Genomic DNA, 16455 nt, shown 5'->3' on the forward strand with positions numbered 1-16455 from the left:
CCCGGCGTTTCGAGATCGCCGGGCCGGATGGTACCGCTATACCTTGCTACAAGAAGAGTGTGACAATCGGCGGCCAGATCAGCAAGACCGACAATGCAATCAACTGGATGGCAATGAACGGCAGGAAGCCCTTGAAGATATCGGTCAGCGAAATCTCTGGCGGGGCAACTGATTTGAGGTAGAAGGCCGCGGGCCCGAAAGGTGGCGACAGGAAACTGACCTGCATGTTCATGCAGAACACCACGCCGAACCAGATCGGAACATAGCGCGGGTCGACATGGCCAAGAAAGCCGATCTCTTCCGCCGGAAGGCGCACCACGATGGGCAGGAATACCGGCATGATCAGCAGCACGATCCCGACCCAATCCATGAACATCCCCATGATCAGGAAGATGAACATCATCACCAGGATGACACCCATCGTCGGCATATCCGCCCCCACGATCAGGTTGGCCACATAGGTCGGCCCCCCTGCAAGCGTGTAGGCCGCCGCCAGCGCTGCCGCACCGATGGTCACCCAGATGATCGTGCCGGTGGATTTCAGCGTGCGCATCAGGCTGTCCCAGACGATCTCAAAGCTCATCTCGCGGCGAAGCGCGCCGATGACAAAGACCGCGACGACGCCCATCCCGGCCGCCTCGGTAATCCCTGTGATCCCGCCATAGATCGAGCCCAGAACAACGCCGATCACAACGGTTGGCGCGATCAGACCCTTGCCCATTTCCCAGCCAATCGCGGTGCGTTCGCGCCCGACGACGACAAAGACGACAATGGCGAAGAGGACGAAAGCGCCGATCAGCCAGGGCAGATCGCTGACCATGCCAAGGAAGATCGGATCGACCCCTTCCGTCACCACATTGGCGCTTGTCGCGGTGAAGAACAGCGCCCGCAGGATCAGCACGGCGGTGATCCACATGCCGAAACGCGCCAGGAAGCCAAGGAAAAGCAGCCCCTTCTCGCGCCCCTTCGGGTCATCCGGATTGTCCGGCGGAAGCGGGGCCTGAGAGGGGTCCAGCTGCGTGCGGATGAAGATGTAGAGGATGAAGAACGACGCCAGCATGAAGCCCGGCAGGAATGACGCGGTGAACAGTGCCTTGATCGAAGTCTCTGTCACCAGACCGTAGAAGATCAGCACGATCGAGGGCGGGATCATTGTTCCCAGGCTGCCACTGGCACAGATTGTCCCGATGGCGAGGTTCTGGTTGTAGCCAAGGCGCAGCATCTGCGGCAGCGCGATCAGACCCAGCAGAACGACCTCACCGCCGATGATGCCGGACATCGCCGCCATGATGACCGCCATGATCGAGGTTACAAACGCGATGCCACCCCGCGTCCGCGACAGCCAGACGTTAAGCGAGGAATACATGTCCCGCGCGATGCCAGATCGTTCCAGCAGCGCTGCCATGAAGATGAACAACGGCACCGAGATCAGCACGTAATTCGTCATCTGCCGGTAGACCGCCTGCCCCAGAACAGATAGCGGCCCCTGCCCGAAGGTGCGGAACAGGATGTCGACATCGAATTTCAGCACCAGCGTCACCACGGCCAGGAAAGCCGAGGCAAACCCCAGTGGCATACCGATTGCCAGCAGCGCGAACATGCCCAGCAAGAGTATCAGGGAGAGTGTCCCGATATCGACCATTACTTGTCTCCCTCAAGGGTGCGGCGGATGTTCTCGATCTCCACCTCGTCGATGTCATCGGCTGCGGAATGATGCTCTGGCGCCTTGTTCCAGTCGGCAATCAGGTTGGACACCGCCTGGATCGTGACCAGCACGATGATGAACAGGATCGCAGGTTTGACAGTGCCGGGAATGGGCGGATCCCATGCGGTGCCGAACGTCTCCATCCGCAGAAAGCGCCGCAGCGCGTCGTTATAGCCACCCCAGACCAAAGCCAGGGTAAACGTGCAGATCAACCCGACAGAGATGACATCGGCCGTCTTTTGCATCCAGCGGGGCATGATGTCGTAGACCACGTAGATCCGGATATGGCTGCGCTGCTGCATCGCGTATTGCCCGGCCAGCAAAAAGACGAAGGACGCGATCCACAAGGAAAGCTCGTTCGCCCAGAGCGTCGGCCTTGAAAACACGTAGCGCGACACCACCTCGAAGAACATCACCAGCACGATCAGCCCGACAGCGATCATCGCCAGACGCGAACAGACCAAGGAGATGATGTCGAAGAAACCGCTCGGTTCCTGTTCGATCACGCCCTTCGTGTCAGACAGGTAAAGCGACGCCGAAAGCAGGGTCGCGATGATCAGGAAAAGCATCACAGTAACGACGGGCCGACCGGCTGGCCGGATCATCTCGTGCATGCCGATGGCGTCTTCGGAAATGATCGTGTTGATCGCGAGCCAGACGAAAAGAAGTGCGGTCAGCGCACTGAAACCGATCATCGCCAATTTGATGGGCCGCCTCATGGAGCCCAGCCACAGACTGTTGTTCTGCATCGAAGTCAGCCCCCCCTAACTTGTCAGGTGAAAAAAGGGCGAGCCCCTGCTCTGAGGGACCCGCCTTGTCCAATATGGCCAAACCTTGCGGTCAAGCCTTTCGGATCACTCGACCAGGCCCAGCTGCTTCATGTAGGCCATGTGGCTTTCAAGGATCTTGCCGGCCTCGGGCGAGCGTGTACCCCAATCGGCCCATGCGGTCTGCGCGGCCTTGCGGAATGTCGCGCGGTCTTCGGGCGACCAGTCATACAAGGTCACACCGTCGGCTGTCAGCTGTGCAGCAGCCTCGGCGTTCAGCTTTTCGTTGGACAGCGCAATCTGGAAGGCCAGCTTCTGCCAGGCGGTATCGATGATGCGCTTGTGCTGATCGCTCAGACCGTTCCAGATATCGAGGTTACATGCCAGGTGGTCGGACGGCATGGAGTGAAAGCCCGGATAGGTCGCGTGCTTCACGATGTCATACAGGCCAAGACCCACGTTGTTGGCAAGGCCGGACGCGTCGGCGCCATCGATGATGCCTGTCTCAAGCGCGGTGAAAATCTCTGTGAAATCCATCACGATCGGGGAGGCGCCAAGCTCTTCGAAAATCTCGGTTTCCATGCCCGGGGGCGACCGGAACTTCCAGCCTTTCACGTCCTCGAAACCGGCGATCGGCTTTGAGGAGGACAGCGATTCCTGGCCATAGATCGACCAGCCGACCAGTTGCATGTTCTGCGCGTTGTACAGCTCTTGCGCGGCCTCGTAACCGTCGCCGTGATAGAGCCAGCTATACTGCTGCCAGGGGGTTTCATATCCGCCCATGATGTCGCCAACGAATTGGAAAGCGGGGTTCTTGCCCGTCTGGTAGGCACCACCGGTGGCGTCGCAATCCAGAATGCCGTTGATCGCGGCATCGAAGGTTTCCGTGGTCGCCACGACAGAGGACGAATAGAACATCTCGATGGCAATCTCGCCGCCCGACATGACCTGCACGTCATCGATGAACTGCGTCAACATCTGCCCGGTGGGGTGTTCGGTCGCGTAATGGGTCTGGATCCGCAGGGTGACATCCTGTGCGCTTGCCGTTCCGGCAATCAGCGCGGCCGCGGCAGCCGTCTTCATCATCTGAGCAATCTTCATGTTTTCCTCCCTAAAAGACATGTTCTGCTTTTTATTCTGCCGCGATCATGGCCCGCGACACGCCAGCTGGTCGTAACCAGTTACAGGCACGCTAGCGATGTCGTTATCGACAATCAATCATTTTTGGTATACCAGATTGAAACAAAGCTTGCGCGAACCCGCAGTTCTTTGAAACGAATGCGATTTTCTCGGCTTTGATTTGGAAAAGAGACTGATGACTGACAACAGCCTGCCCGAGAAGATCGCCGCTTCGCTGCGCCGGGACATCTTGCGCGGCACGCTGGCACCGGGTGCCCAGATCAAGGAACGCGACAGCGCGGCAGAGCTCGGCGTCAGCCGCACGCCGATGCGCGAGGCGATCCGCATCCTCGCCAAGGAAGGGCTGGTCTTGCTGCGCCCTTCGCGCAGCCCGGTGGTGGCCGATCCGACGCTGAAGGAAGTGACCGACGCGATTGCGGTTCTTTCCGCGCTTGAGGTTCTGTCCGGCAAACTTGCCTGCCGCCACGCGACAGTTGACCAGATCGCAGGGATTCGCGGCATCCACGAACATTTCAGCGCAATCTACGACTATACCGACCCGGTTGACCTGTTCGAGGTCGACATGTCGTTTCACGTGGCCATTGCGCAGGCCTCGCATAACCTGCCGCTGGCAGAGACCCACCGCAGCTATCTAGAGCGGCTTTGGCGGGCCCGGTTCCTGTCTGCCCGCAGACGCAAGGCACGCGACAGGGTGCTGCGCCAACACGGCCAGATCGTGGCCGCGCTGGAAACGCGCGACGAGACCGCGATCACCCGTGATATCGAAGAACATCTGGAACATCTCGTTGTAAACATCGGAGATTACTTCCACGCGCGCGACGCCGGTGAGGGGCCCATCCCTGAAGGCACGCAAAGCGACCCCCATGACCAACCCCGAAAGGAAGAGAAATGAAACTACTCAGGTTCGGCCCCGTCGGACAGGAAAAACCCGGCATTCTGGATGCAGATGGCAATGTCCGGGACGTGTCGGCGCATGTGGCGGATTTTGCCGGGCCGACAGTGTCGCTGGACGAACTGGAGGCGCTGCGCCAGATCGATCCGGCCAGCCTGCCCATCGTGAACGATCCGGGCCGGATCGGGTCTTGTCTTGCCAATGTGCCGAACTTCTTCTGCGTCGGTTTGAACTATGCCAAGCATGCCGCAGAGACGGGCGCAGAGCCCCCCAAGGAGCCGATCATCTTTTCCAAGGCAAGCTCTGCCCTGTCGGGCCCGTTCGATCCGGTGATCATCCCGCGCGGCTCTGAGAAGGGCGACTGGGAGGTTGAGCTGGGCGTCGTGATCGGGCGCGAGTGCCTCTATGTGTCAGAGGCCGACGCGCTGGATTACGTGGCGGGCTATTGCACCATCAACGATGTGTCGGAACGCGCTTTCCAGATTGAACGCGGCGGTCAGTGGATCAAGGGCAAATCCGCCCCCACATTCGGCCCGACCGGTCCCTACCTTGTCACCGCGGACGAGGTTGGCGATCCGCAGAACCTTGATGTGAAGCTGACCCTGAACGGCGAGGTCGTGCAGGATTCCAACACGTCCGACATGATCTTCACGGTCGCGCAGTGCATTTCGCACATGTCGCAATTCATGAAGCTCGTTCCCGGCGACATTATTGCCACCGGCACCCCTTCGGGCGTGGGTATGGGCATGAAACCTCAGCGGTTCCTGCGCCCCGGCGATGTGATGGAAGTCGAAGTGGTGGGCCTTGGCGCGCAACGGCAGGAAACCACCGCAGCCGAATAGGTCGTGGCGCTTTGATAGCTTCGGATCAGGCTTGCGCCCGATCCGACCGGCGCGCGGGAACTTTCGTTCCCGCGCGCCTTACGTTTCACCACTCAAGCGACGGTCAGTTTACCGGCGTCTGCAGCGGCTCACCGGCAAGAAACGCCTCGATATTCGCCAATTGCAGCTTTGCCATGCGGCGACGGGTTTCCACACTGCCAGAGCCCTGGTGCGGCTGAAGATGCACATTGTCGAGCTTCAGAAAGCGCGGATCGACCTTCGGCTCGTTCAGGAAAACGTCCAGCCCCGCGCCCGCGATCCGGCCCTCTTCCAGCGCGTCAAGCAGCGCCCCTTCGTCAATCGTGCTGCCGCGCGAGATGTTGATGACGATGCCACGCGGGCCCAACGCGTCAATGACCTGCCTGGAGACATGCCCTTCCGTTTCCTTGCCCCCGACCAGAGCCACCACGAGGACGTCGACGGCTTTCGCCATCTCCACCGGCGAGCTGTGATAGGTCCACCCGGGGGTCTCTTTTTCGGAGCGCGATGTGTAGTGGATCTCGCATTTGAACGCGGCCAGCCGGTTGGCGATTTCACGCCCGATCCGGCCCAGCCCGACAATGCCGACCGTGCTGCCACTCATCTGGCGGTTCAGCGGAAAGCTTTCGCCCGCCGACCAGCGACCAGAACGCACAAGCGCATCGCCCGCCACCATGTTGCGGCATTGGGCGATCAGCATCGCCACGGCCAGATCAGCCACATCATCGTTCAGCACGTCTGGCGTGTTGGTGACCTTGATCCCGCGCGCGGTGGCGGCAGCGATGTCGATGGCATCATACCCCACGCCGTAATTGGCGATCACGCCCAGGCTCGGGAACAGGTCCATCTCTGCCCCGGTCAGCGCATGATGCCCCTTGAAAGCAATCGCGCGGATGCTTTTGCGCGTGCCCTCCTCCAGCGCGGCCATGTCGGGCGGGCCTGACACGAAGGCAAATGGCATCGATGCCTCAAGCCGGGCGCGCTCTTCGTCGGTGAACGCGGCGCCAGAGATCAGAAGGACGGGATCAGACATGGAAAACCTCTTGTTTTAAAGTATTGCGGCGATGCGTTCGATCGCCGTCTGGATGTTCTCGGTCGAGTTGGCGTAGGAAAAGCGCAGGTAGCCCTCTCCCCATTTGCCAAAGCTGGTGCCAGCAACAGTCGCAACGCCTGCTTCGTTCAGGAACCGGTCCTGCGCCTCGCGGGCGGTCATGCCGGTGCCTTCGATATTGGGGAAGGCATAGAAGGCCCCCGCAGCATCCGGGCAGCGAAACCCCGGCAGACCATTCAGCGCATCAACGATCACCTGGCGGCGGGCATCGAATTGCGCAACCATCTCGCGCACCGCATCCTGCGGGCCGTTCAGCGCCGCGATCCCGGCAAATTGCGTGGCCGCATTGACGCAGGAATGATCGTTGATGCAAAGCCGGGTGACATGGTCCACGCAGGCATCCGGCCAGACGGCATATCCAAGGCGCCAGCCGGTCATCGCATAAGTCTTGGACCAGCCATCCAGCATGATCAGCCGGTCACGAATTTCGGGATATTGCAGCAGGCTGACATGTTCGCGCCCGCCATAGAGCATGTTGGAGTAAATCTCGTCGGACATCAGCGCGACATGCGGGTGTGCCTCAAGCCCTTTAACCAGCTTGTCGATCTCTTCCTTGGGCGTGACCCCGCCAGTGGGGTTCGCGGGGGAGTTGATGATTATGAGCCGCGTGCGATCAGTGATCTGCGACAGCAGCGCATCTGCCGAGAAAGCAAAGCCGTTCTTTTCCTCCAGCGCAATCGGCACGGGCGTGGCACCGGAATAGCGAATGACGGATTCGTAGATCGGGAAGCCGGGGTTGGGGTACATGATCTCTACCCCCGGCTGCCCGAACATCAGCACGGCAAAGAACATGGTGGGTTTGCCGCCGGGCACGACGACGACGTTGTCGGGATTGACCTCGACCCCGTGGCGGCGATGCAGGTCGGCAGTCACCGCCTCGCGCAGCGGCAGCAGACCATTGGCCGGGGTATAGCCGTGATGGCCGTCGCGCAGCGCCTTGATCCCCGCCTCCACGATATGTTCGGGCGTGCGGAAATCCGGCTGACCAATGCCCAGATTGATGATGTCCCGCCCCTCTGCGGCAAGCTTTCCGGCACGCGCCAGGACTTCGAAGGCGGATTCGGTGCCGAGTCGGCTCAGCGATTCGGCGAATTTCAATTGGGTCATCAAGGGGCCTCCCACATTCGCCCGGGCGCGGCGCCTCCCACCTGATGGACGGGTCGGCACGGGTCAGGGCATCTCTCCGCGGTTTTGGTATACCAAGTGGATCGGCGCGGCAATCGCGACTGCGGACAAATGCGCACCATCCGCCAATCCTGTGCCCGCAAAAGGGGGCCTGCCGTGGCGTTGACAAGCAAAGGGGCACCCGGCACAGTCAGCGCGATTTCGCCCCTCCCCAAACCATTGCCCCGCAAGATCGGGGTTCATGACGACGAGGCCCAGACCCATGAAATTGTCCAGCAGCTATCACGATCTTGACGGGGCCAGCGTGTTCATCACCGGCGGTGGCTCTGGCATCGGTGCGGCGCTGACCGAAGGCTTTCTGCGACAGGGCGCGCGCGTGACCTTCGTGCAGCGGTCGGATGGCAACCCGTTTTGTGAGGAAATGGCCGCGGCCACCGGCAATCGCCCCATCTACCTGCCCTGCGACATGACGGATGTCACCCAGATCCGGGACGCTGTCGCCAAATCCGCCGAGATGCAGGGCCCGGCCCGCATCCTTGTGAGCAATGCCGCCAATGATCTGCGGCACGACACGCTCGACGTGACCGAGGAATTCTGGGACTGGTGCCAGGCGATCAACCTGAAATCCTATTTCTTTGCCGCACAGGCGGTGCTTCCCGCGATGAAGGCCGCAGGACGCGGATCTATCGTCAACTTCACCTCCGTCAGCTACCTGATGGGCGCGACCGGCATGCCCGGTTACACGACAGCTAATTCCGGCATCAACGGCATGACACGCAGCCTTGCGCGCGAATTCGGGCCCGACGGGATCAGGGTGAACGCATTGGCGCCGGGCTGGGTTCTGACCGAAAAGCAGCAGGAGAAATGGGCGACGCCGGAAAAGCTCGACGCGCATATGGCGCTGATGTGCCTCAAAGAGCACCTCGCCCCGGTCGACATCGTGGAACCGGTGCTCTTTCTCGCCTCTGATGCGAGCCGGATGATGACGGGTCAGGCGCTGGTCGTGGATGGCGGCGTGGGTATGACGGGCTGATCCGAGACCAATAAAGCTATTGATACCCACGCAGATCGGCCGTTGCGCGGCACGACAGCATTGAGCATGTCGGCGCGTGTTACAACGCGCGAAAACGGCATCGGTTCCCTTGTTTTCGCCAGTTACCGCACGTCTTTCGCAATCTGTGGTTTTCTCGCGTTTCTTGTGTCAGATCATGGAACCAATGCGCTCTCTGCGCTCTTCTTCCTGTAATGGGCGGCCATGATGGTCGCTGCGAAGACCCCGCATGAACCCAATCTGCGGGACGTTCAGGAGGATGGATATGGCGACGCAAGGTAACACCGTCCACAAGGACTTTGAGAATGCCAAGGCCGAGGTCAAAGCCGCGGCCGAAGAGATCAAGGAAGACGCCCGCAGCACGGTCGATCACGTGCGTGGCGAAGCAGAGCGGATTGCACAGCAGCAAGCCAATGCAGCGCGCCAACGTGTGGCAGACGAGGTCGGCAGCCTGGGTGGCGCGTTGCGCAAGGCCGCGCGTGACCTTCAGGATGGCACCATTCAGGAACAGGCGATGTCGCGTGTTGCTGACGGGATTGCCGACCTGTCCGACAACATCGCGACAGCGGACCTGCGGCAAGGGGTTGACGAGCTGGCAGGCTATGCCCGCCGCCAACCGGTTGCCTTTCTCGGCGCGGCAGCGCTTCTCGGCTTTGCCGGGGCGCGCTTTCTGAAGGCTTCGGACAATACGGCACCAAACGCCGATACCCTGTCCGAAGATTGGCCGGAGTATAGCTGATGCCGCATGACGATCACGGCAGACCCTCGACAACGGCCCTGCTGCAATCGCTTGTCGATCAGATCTCCGGCCTGTTTCGGGGAGAGGTCGACCTGCTGAAGGCCGAGATGTCCGAGAAGGCCCAGACCGTCGGATCTGCCATGGGGATGGTCGTCGCGGGCGTTGTGGTGGTGCTTGTCGCCCTGCACGCGCTCGCCGCTGCGGCCATCTTCGGACTGATCGCATACGGGCTGCACGCGGGCTACGCAGCGCTCGCCGTTGGCGCGGTCCTCGCGCTGGTCGCGCTCGTGCTCATCAAGTCCGGGTTGGCCAAGGTCAAGAATACATCGCTCACCCCCGAGCGTACCGCGAACAATGTCCGCAAGGACGCACAAGTCATGAAGGAGAAAACCCATGTCGGTTGATTCAAATGAACTCGAACGAGACCTCGAACGCCGTCGTGCCCGCCTTGGGGCGACGCTGGAAGATCTGGGTGACCGCTTGTCGCCCGAACACGCCCTGCAAAACGCATCTGAACTTGCGAATGATCTGGGCACCGCCGCCGTATCGGTTGCAAAGCGCAACCCTCTGGCGCTGGCACTTGTTGGCGCAGGACTGGCGCTTGCCTTGTCCAACACCGGCCCCTCCGCAGGCGATATCCGTCGCGGCGGCGAACGGCTGGGCGGCAAAGGCCGCGATCTGGGCCGGCGTGTTCGTGACAATCTGCCCGGCTCGGGCGGTGACAGCGACAGCGCGACCGGTGCGCCGGTTCAGGGGCGCACCGTAAGGGCCACGCCCGTAATGGACAGGCGCTCCCCCGCATGGATGGCGGATCTAGACGACACGCCGCAGGTTTCGCAAAGCCGCGTTGACGAATTGCGCGACGCCGCCCGCGCGAAGGGCGAAGAGATCAGCGAAGCCGTCGCCCTGCGTCGGGCCCGTCTGCAAGCTCAGGCCGAGCGCCTTCGTGCACGTTTTGCCGAAGGAACAGAGCATCTGGGCACCGAGGCGCGCGCCCGCGTCGTCGAAGCCCGCGAGCGTGCCTATGTGCTGAGCCGCCGCGCTCAGGATGCCGCGACCGAAGGCGCCAGCCGCGCCCGCAGCTTCTATGAAGAGCATCCGCTGATCGTCGGCACTCTGGCCCTGGCCGGTGGCGCTGCTGTCGGTGCGATGTTGCAGCGGACAGAGCGGGAAAACCGCGCCTTCGGGTCTCATTCCGACCGCTTCCTGTCCGAGGCAGAGCGCGTGCTGGAAGAAGAGAGCCGCAAGGCGCTGGACGCGGGCCGCGCCGCCTATGAGGAAGGCAAGGCCACGCTGAAGGAAAAGACCGGCAACCCCTCTGTATCCGACGTGAAGGATGCCGTGGAAGAGGCTGGAAACCGCGCGGCAGAGGCGGCCAAGACCACCGCCAAGAACGAAGATCTGGGCAAGACGACGCACTGACAAGATCTTTGTAAGACCCCGACCCCCGGCGCCATCGCTCCGGGGGTTTTTTCTTGCTCTGCAAGGGTTTCGATCACCGGTCGACGGGCGCTTCGTGCCTGCGCGACAGCTTCGCCGCAACGTCCAGCAGGGCCTGCAACACCGGGGTGTGCGGATCATGGTATTGCGCCACAAGACCAACAGAATGCCCCGGTTCGCCCTGCACGATGGGGATCATGCGCAGATCCCGCCCGAGGGTCAGAAACCGCGCGAGATCTTCGGGCAATACGGCGCACAGGCCCGCCTCGCGGACCTGACTGACCAGCACCACAGTAGAGTTCGATTCGAACCCGGTCACCGGCGCCACGCCCGCGTCATTCAGTAACTTGTTGATGATGCGCCGGTTCTGCATGTCGGGCGTCAGCAGGCATAGCCGCTGCGCCCCGACCTCGGCCCAGTCAAGCTCTGCCCGGTCTGCGAGGGGATGATCCGCAGGGCAGATCAGCGTGTGATTCTCTGTGTACAGAAATGCCTTCGACACCCTGCCCAGCGGTTCGTTATCAAGATAGGAAATGCCCGCGTCGATATCGAGGTTTTCCAGCATCTCCAGAATATCGGCCGAAGACCGCGAGAGGATGGTGAATTCCACCTGCGGATGTACCCGGTTGAACTCTGCTGCCAGACGCGAGGCCCAGGTCAGCGCCGTGGGGATCACCGCAATCCGCAAAAGCCCTGACAGCCCTTCGCGGCGAAAGCGCATTTCATCGCGCAGGCGCCGCGTGTCGCCAACGATTTGCCGCGCCCAGACCAGCGCGCGTTTCCCCTCCGGCGTCAGCCCGCCAAATCGGGAGCCGCGCAGGACCAATTGCACCCCAAGCTGTTTTTCCAACTGCTTGATGCCGGCGGACAATGTTGGCTGAGTGATGCCCAGATGCTCTGCCGCGCGGCCGAAATGCTTCGTCCGCGCCAGTGCAATCAGCATTTCGAGTTTTGCAATCATCGCCACACTCTGGCGCAAGGCCGTGCGGAACAAAAGAGGCGAGGGGCGGACGCGCCGCCCTGCCCTGTCTCAGATCACGCGTCCCAGGCGCGGTCGCCATCCTTGTCCCGCACGCGGGTCGGCAGACCGATCCGGTCAAGCAGCGTGAAGAACGGCTTGGGGTCCATCTCTTCGACGTTTTTCATCGTCTTCGCGTCCCACTCACCAGTGGCGATAAGCATCGCCGCCGCGACGGGCGGAACCCCGGCCGTGTAGCTGATGCCCTGACTGCCAACCTCTTTGTAAGCCTCGGCATGATCGGCGACGTTATAGACGAAAAGCTCGACCTCTTGGCCGTCTTTCGTGCCTTTGACCAGATCACCGATACAGGTCTTGCCCGTGTAGTTCGGCGCCAGCGAGGCGGGATCAGGCAGTACGGCCTTGACCACCTTCAGCGGAACGACTACCTGCCCTTCGGCGGTCTTGACGGGTTGTTCGGACAGCAGCCCAAGGTTCTTCAACACGGTGAAGACGTTGATGTAATGCTCGCCAAAACCCATCCAGAACCGGACGTCGGCTTTGGGATAGTTGGCCGAAAGCGAATGCACCTCGTCATGGCCCGACATGTAGGCCATCTGCTTGCCCACCACGGGCAGATCCCATTCGCGGCCAACCTCGAACATGGCATTTTCCTGCCATGCGCCGCTCTGCCAGGAATACACCGTCCCGGTGAATTCACGGAAATTGATCTCCGGGTCGAAATTGGTTGCGAAATACTTGCCGTGAGAGCCTGCGTTGATGTCAACGATATCGATGCTCCTGACCTCGTCCATCTGGTCAGCGGCAAAGCGGGCGAACGCGTTGACCACACCCGGATCAAAGCCAGCACCAAGGATCGCGGTCACGCCCTTCTCGGCGCAGAGATCACGCTTTTTCCACTCGTAATTGCCGTACCACGGCGGGGTTTCGCAGATCTTGTCGGGTTCTTCGTGGATCGCGGTGTCGATATAGGCCGCACCGGTTTCGATGCAGGCATCCAGCACCGTCATGTTGACGAATGGGCTGCCCACGTTGATCACGATCTGCGCGCCGGTCTCGCCGATCAGCGCCACAACCGCGGCAAGGTTCAACGCGTCGAGCTGATGCGCAGCAATGACGCCGTCTTGCTTCATCGCGGATTTTTCATGCACCGATGCGATGATTTCGTCGCATTTGGCCTTGGTCCGGCTGGCGATATGAATGTCGCCCAGCACGTCGTTGTTCTGTGCGCATTTATGCGCGACGACCTGGGCAACACCCCCGGCCCCGATGATGAGAACGTTCTTTTTCAACAGACAGAACCCCTTTTGTTCGCAGGAAAATCGTGGCGCGCTACTCTTTGCGCCCGGGCTAGAGGGTCACGACAGGGCTGCCGCAAAATCCTCGTAGGTGAAGTCGCGGACCAGCCGCGTGGTCCCATCCATCTCGCGGATCGCGATGGCAGGCATTTTCACGCCATTGAACCAGTTTTTCTTGACCATTGTGTAACCCGCCGCATCTTGAATCGAAAGCCTGTCGCCGGGTTTGATCGGCGCGGGAAACCGGAATTCGCCAAAGATATCGCCGGCAAGGCAGGACTTGCCGCAGATCATCCACTCTTCGGGCCCGTCATTCGGCGCGATCCTGGCGCTTTCGCGGTAGATCAGCAGATCCAGCATATGCGCCTCGATCGAACTGTCGACGATGGCCAGGTCCTTGCCGTTGAAAAGCGTGTCCAGCACCGTCACTTCCAGCGTGGTCGAATTGGTGATCGCGGCCTCGCCCGGTTCCAGATAGACCTGCACCTCATTCTCGCCCGCAAAGCGTTTGAGCCGCTCCGCCAGCCTGTCCAGCGGATAGCCTTCGCCGGTGAAATGGATGCCGCCGCCAAGGCTGATCCAGCCCATGCGGCGGATCAGGTGGCCGAAACGCGCCTCGATCAGGCCGAGCATCTCGTTGAACCGGTCAAAGTCCTCATTCTCGCAGTTGTTGTGGAACATGAAGCCGCTGATGAGGTCCGCCACAGGTTCAATATCCGCCGGATCGTGTTCGCCCAACCGGCTGAAGGGGCGCGCGGGATCGGCCAGATCAAAGCCGGATGTCGACACGCCGGGATTGACCCGCAACCCGCGGGTATGGCCGCGACTGACCTCTTCGAAACGGCCAAGCTGGGCCGCGGTGTTGAAAATCACCTTGTCGGAATTGGCGAGCGTTTCGTCGATCTCATGTTCCGCCCAGGCGACGGAATAGGCGTGCGTCTCGCCGGGGAATTTCTCGCGTCCCAGCTTTACCTCGAACAAAGAGCTGGAGGTGGTGCCATCCATATAGTCGCTCATCATGTCGAAGACCGACCATGTGGCGAAACATTTCAATGCCAGCAACGCCTTGGCGCCGGATGCCTCGCGCAGATGCGCAATCTTTTCAAGGTTTGGCAGCAGCCGCGACTTGTCGATCAGGTAATAGGGTGTTTGCAGCATGTTACTCGCCCTCGGACCGGCTGGCAGGAGCCTCGCCATATAGGTCGTTTGCCGCTGCCGGGCAAGGCGCTGAGAGGCACGACGCCCGGGACGCGCCCTGCGGTCTTCAACTCAGGCATCACCTCTCTGGGCCAGCACCCTTATCCGCGCCCGCCGCATGCAGCGCCTCTGCCTCGGCATTCGCGCCGCGCAGAAGGAACGCGTGTTCGGAGGCGACAAAGAACATGCTCACCCCCATATCCATCAAATCGGGCGCGGCATCGGAATTGGCCGCAAAGGTCATGAAGGCCTTGCCCGCCGCCCGCGCCGCCGCACCGGTTTCGCGCATTGCATCAAGCACTTTCGGGTCGGACATGTCGGTTTTGCCATAGCACACGGCAAGGTCGGCAGGCCCCACGAACAGCCCGTCTATCCCGTCGACCGCTGCGATCCCGGCCGCCGCCTTGACGCCTGCTGGCTCTTCGATCTGGGCGATCACGATGGTTTCATCCGCGCTTTGTTGCAGCACGTCCGCCATCGACCGCGTGGCAAACCCCGCCCACCGGGTCGAACCGGCATAGCCCCTCCCGCCTTCTCCGAAGCGGGCCGCGCGGGCGATATCCTGAGCCTTCTCGACGCTGTCCACATGTGGCACGACGACACCCACCGCACCGCTGTCGAGCGCCTTGAGCATCTCGACCGGCGCTCCCACCGGAAGCCGCACCAGCACCGGAAAATCCAGCGCCCGCGCCATGGCCAGGCAGATGTCCATGCGGGCACGGTCAAACGGCGCGTGTTCCGCATCAAGGCAGACGAAATCGAGCCTCGACTTCGCCAAAACTTCGATCATTTCATGCGCAGGGGTCTTGAGAAACGTTCCGGCCAGAATCTCGCCAGAGGCCATGCGTTGTTTGAAAGTGGTCATGCGGCGTCTTTCGGTTTGTGTCGGGCGGCGGCTCCGGTCACGGCGTGTGTGTGCGGGAGCCAGAGAATACATGTTTTCTCTACCACCCTTTGGGTGTCGATGACGACCCGTCGTGATGACACCGATCGCCTGCTTCGCCAAGGCAGTGTCCGGCAAGCAGATGAAGGGCAGCTGGTTGCATTCGTATCCCACCCGGAACCGGCGCAATTGATCTAGTGTCTAATCCGACGATTTGATGGTGCGATCCTTTTTCAGGAATGGAAGGACGTCTTACGGGATAAGTTCGACACGGGGGCGCCACGACAACGCACGCCGCCAGAGCTGCAATACGGCGATCGCAGGCTCCGCTCGCGCAGCTGAGCTTGGAGTTGGGCATCAATCCGAAGACCGCCGCGAAGTGGCGCAAACGTGCGTCGGTGCAGGTTCGGTGGCAATGCCAAAAAACCCTCCGATACCGACAGATGTCGGCATCGGAGGGGATTTGAATAAATGGATTTACTCGGAATAGGCCGGGCCATGAGCAATGGTCTTCATGGCCCGGTTACAATGCGTTCAGATCAGCACTTGCCGAAGCTCTTGGACAGGATCACCTTGCCCGCAACGCTGATGGTCACGCGAACGCCGGTCGGGATTCCGAAGGTGGTGCAAATGCTCAGACACGCCTCGGCTGCGGTACCGTCCGGAATGACGCTGGGGATCGGGAAGCAGAATTTTCCAATCCCCAGAGGCAGGTTCAGGCAAACCTTGCCATTTTCAACGGTGACGGAAATGCAGCTCGCCGCGAGCGACATATGCCCGTCGTCGTAGGCATTGAGTGTCTCCGTGCCAAGCGCCCCTGCGCTGAGCCGTTCGTTTTGGTGACCTCTGGCCGCGTCAAGGGCGGCCTGGATGGCTTCTTCGTCGAAACTGTGAACTGTGTCGGCCATAAATTTTCTCCGTTTCAAATGAATTTTCAGGTCCGCGGCGTGGCGTTTTTCAGGGTTGGGAGGTGTCAGGTCGCCCGCCGCATCATCAGTGTCGTCCCAAACGGTGCTGACGTCCTGAAACCGGTACGAAACCTTTCCGAAATCGAAACGGCCCCGGCCGCCCAGCGACCGCGCAAAGGCGGGTCATTCAAGCACAGCAATTGGGGTTACTGGCGCGCCGGGCCGGTCGGGTAGGTCCAAGGCCCCGCCAATCGGGACGAGTCACGCCGACAGCTGGTCATCCCTTGCGCCATAAAACTCACTTTTTTGTTGAATACTTCGCCCCCCTGCTCAACTCTAGGGCAGCAAGTGCTGACTCAG

Annotated in this window: 16 protein-coding genes and 1 pseudogene; 7 read left to right on the top strand and 10 right to left on the bottom strand. The window is 61.1% G+C overall.

Translation table 11 applies throughout. The features are described 5' to 3' along the window. Positions 1–46: 46 nt before the first annotated feature. The 3 genes from EDD52_RS07615 to EDD52_RS07625 form a co-directional block, all read right to left on the bottom strand. A complete protein-coding gene (locus EDD52_RS07615; protein WP_132243486.1) occupies positions 47–1642 on the bottom strand; it encodes a TRAP transporter large permease in 1596 nt (531 codons plus the stop codon). Beyond that, positions 1642–2424, bottom strand: a complete 783-nt coding sequence (locus tag EDD52_RS07620; protein ID WP_243651872.1) for a TRAP transporter small permease subunit — start codon at positions 2422–2424, stop codon at positions 1642–1644. The genes EDD52_RS07615 and EDD52_RS07620 overlap by 1 nt, the downstream gene beginning before the upstream one ends. 135 nt (positions 2425–2559) lie before the next feature. Beyond that, positions 2560–3573, bottom strand: coding sequence for a TRAP transporter substrate-binding protein (locus tag EDD52_RS07625; protein ID WP_132243490.1), 1014 nt, complete (start codon positions 3571–3573; stop codon positions 2560–2562). 214 nt (positions 3574–3787) lie between these two features. Between EDD52_RS07625 and EDD52_RS07630 the strand changes: the two genes are divergently transcribed. Then, positions 3788–4504 (top strand): GntR family transcriptional regulator, encoded by a 717-nt coding sequence (locus EDD52_RS07630; protein WP_132243492.1) that lies wholly within the window; start codon positions 3788–3790, stop codon positions 4502–4504. Continuing rightward, the gene (locus EDD52_RS07635; RefSeq protein ID WP_132243494.1) at positions 4501–5346 is read left to right on the top strand and encodes a fumarylacetoacetate hydrolase family protein; all 846 of its coding nucleotides are present in this window, start codon (positions 4501–4503) and stop codon (positions 5344–5346) included. Before EDD52_RS07630 ends, EDD52_RS07635 begins: the two co-directional genes overlap by 4 nt. Positions 5347–5449: 103 nt before the next feature. On the opposite strand, the gene EDD52_RS07640 is transcribed toward EDD52_RS07635, so the two are convergent. Both EDD52_RS07640 and EDD52_RS07645 read right to left on the bottom strand, forming a co-directional pair. Beyond that, the gene (locus tag EDD52_RS07640) at positions 5450–6397 is read right to left on the bottom strand and encodes a 2-hydroxyacid dehydrogenase (protein WP_132243496.1); all 948 of its coding nucleotides are present in this window, start codon (positions 6395–6397) and stop codon (positions 5450–5452) included. 15 nt (positions 6398–6412) lie between these two features. Next, positions 6413–7582: a pyridoxal phosphate-dependent aminotransferase gene (locus tag EDD52_RS07645; protein WP_132243498.1), complete on the bottom strand. Its 1170-nt coding sequence runs from the start codon at positions 7580–7582 to the stop codon at positions 6413–6415. 280 nt (positions 7583–7862) lie between these two features. Between EDD52_RS07645 and EDD52_RS07650 the strand changes: the two genes are divergently transcribed. From EDD52_RS07650 to EDD52_RS07665, 4 genes are all read left to right on the top strand, one after another. Continuing rightward, the gene (locus EDD52_RS07650) at positions 7863–8633 is read left to right on the top strand and encodes an SDR family NAD(P)-dependent oxidoreductase (RefSeq protein WP_132243500.1); all 771 of its coding nucleotides are present in this window, start codon (positions 7863–7865) and stop codon (positions 8631–8633) included. A 283-nt stretch (positions 8634–8916) separates the two neighbouring features. Continuing rightward, on the top strand, positions 8917–9390 hold the full coding sequence (locus tag EDD52_RS07655; protein ID WP_132243502.1) for a hypothetical protein: 474 nt from the start codon (positions 8917–8919) through the stop codon (positions 9388–9390). Continuing rightward, positions 9390–9794 carry a phage holin family protein gene (locus EDD52_RS07660; protein ID WP_132243504.1) on the top strand — a complete coding sequence of 135 codons (405 nt, stop codon included), beginning with the start codon at positions 9390–9392 and terminating at the stop codon, positions 9792–9794. Before EDD52_RS07655 ends, EDD52_RS07660 begins: the two co-directional genes overlap by 1 nt. Continuing rightward, on the top strand, positions 9784–10812 hold the full coding sequence (locus tag EDD52_RS07665; RefSeq protein ID WP_132243506.1) for a DUF3618 domain-containing protein: 1029 nt from the start codon (positions 9784–9786) through the stop codon (positions 10810–10812). The genes EDD52_RS07660 and EDD52_RS07665 overlap by 11 nt, the downstream gene beginning before the upstream one ends. Positions 10813–10885: 73 nt before the next feature. On the opposite strand, the gene EDD52_RS07670 is transcribed toward EDD52_RS07665, so the two are convergent. The 4 genes from EDD52_RS07670 to EDD52_RS07685 form a co-directional block, all read right to left on the bottom strand. Then, complete coding sequence (locus EDD52_RS07670) at positions 10886–11791, bottom strand: LysR family transcriptional regulator (RefSeq protein WP_132243508.1); 906 nt, start codon at positions 11789–11791, stop codon at positions 10886–10888. A gap of 74 nt (positions 11792–11865) precedes the next feature. Then, positions 11866–13101: a saccharopine dehydrogenase family protein gene (locus EDD52_RS07675; protein WP_132243510.1), complete on the bottom strand. Its 1236-nt coding sequence runs from the start codon at positions 13099–13101 to the stop codon at positions 11866–11868. A 66-nt stretch (positions 13102–13167) separates the two neighbouring features. Then, on the bottom strand, positions 13168–14262 hold the full coding sequence (locus EDD52_RS07680) for a carboxynorspermidine decarboxylase (protein ID WP_132243721.1): 1095 nt from the start codon (positions 14260–14262) through the stop codon (positions 13168–13170). Between the two features lie 121 nt (positions 14263–14383). Beyond that, the gene (locus EDD52_RS07685; RefSeq protein WP_132243512.1) at positions 14384–15169 is read right to left on the bottom strand and encodes an HpcH/HpaI aldolase family protein; all 786 of its coding nucleotides are present in this window, start codon (positions 15167–15169) and stop codon (positions 14384–14386) included. Positions 15170–15495: 326 nt separating this feature from the next. Between EDD52_RS07685 and EDD52_RS24360 the strand changes: the two are divergent. Next, positions 15496–15591: pseudogene (locus EDD52_RS24360) on the top strand (IS481 family transposase); the annotation flags it as partial. Positions 15592–15726: 135 nt separating this feature from the next. Here the strand turns inward: EDD52_RS24360 and EDD52_RS07695 are convergent. Next, positions 15727–16095: a hypothetical protein gene (locus tag EDD52_RS07695; RefSeq protein WP_132243514.1), complete on the bottom strand. Its 369-nt coding sequence runs from the start codon at positions 16093–16095 to the stop codon at positions 15727–15729. Between the last annotated feature and the right edge of the window lie 360 nt (positions 16096–16455).

Origin of the sequence: Primorskyibacter sedentarius (assembly GCF_004342065.1) — a bacterium.
Taxonomy (GTDB): Bacteria; Pseudomonadota; Alphaproteobacteria; order Rhodobacterales; family Rhodobacteraceae; genus Primorskyibacter; species Primorskyibacter sedentarius.

Bases quoted from the DNA above. Each gene is read 5' to 3' on its own strand.
- EDD52_RS07615 (WP_132243486.1), bottom strand. From the start codon at position 1,642: ATGGTCGATATCGGGACACTCTCCCTGATACTCTTGCTGGGCATGTTC.
- EDD52_RS07620 (WP_243651872.1), bottom strand. From the start codon at position 2,424: ATGAGGCGGCCCATCAAATTGGCGATGATCGGTTTCAGTGCGCTGACC.
- EDD52_RS07625 (WP_132243490.1), bottom strand. From the start codon at position 3,573: ATGAAGATTGCTCAGATGATGAAGACGGCTGCCGCGGCCGCGCTGATT.
- EDD52_RS07630 (WP_132243492.1), top strand. From the start codon at position 3,788: ATGACTGACAACAGCCTGCCCGAGAAGATCGCCGCTTCGCTGCGCCGG.
- EDD52_RS07635 (WP_132243494.1), top strand. From the start codon at position 4,501: ATGAAACTACTCAGGTTCGGCCCCGTCGGACAGGAAAAACCCGGCATT.
- EDD52_RS07640 (WP_132243496.1), bottom strand. From the start codon at position 6,397: ATGTCTGATCCCGTCCTTCTGATCTCTGGCGCCGCGTTCACCGACGAA.
- EDD52_RS07645 (WP_132243498.1), bottom strand. From the start codon at position 7,582: ATGACCCAATTGAAATTCGCCGAATCGCTGAGCCGACTCGGCACCGAA.
- EDD52_RS07650 (WP_132243500.1), top strand. From the start codon at position 7,863: ATGAAATTGTCCAGCAGCTATCACGATCTTGACGGGGCCAGCGTGTTC.
- EDD52_RS07655 (WP_132243502.1), top strand. From the start codon at position 8,917: ATGGCGACGCAAGGTAACACCGTCCACAAGGACTTTGAGAATGCCAAG.
- EDD52_RS07660 (WP_132243504.1), top strand. From the start codon at position 9,390: ATGCCGCATGACGATCACGGCAGACCCTCGACAACGGCCCTGCTGCAA.
- EDD52_RS07665 (WP_132243506.1), top strand. From the start codon at position 9,784: ATGTCGGTTGATTCAAATGAACTCGAACGAGACCTCGAACGCCGTCGT.
- EDD52_RS07670 (WP_132243508.1), bottom strand. From the start codon at position 11,791: ATGATTGCAAAACTCGAAATGCTGATTGCACTGGCGCGGACGAAGCAT.
- EDD52_RS07685 (WP_132243512.1), bottom strand. From the start codon at position 15,169: ATGACCACTTTCAAACAACGCATGGCCTCTGGCGAGATTCTGGCCGGA.
- EDD52_RS07695 (WP_132243514.1), bottom strand. From the start codon at position 16,095: ATGGCCGACACAGTTCACAGTTTCGACGAAGAAGCCATCCAGGCCGCC.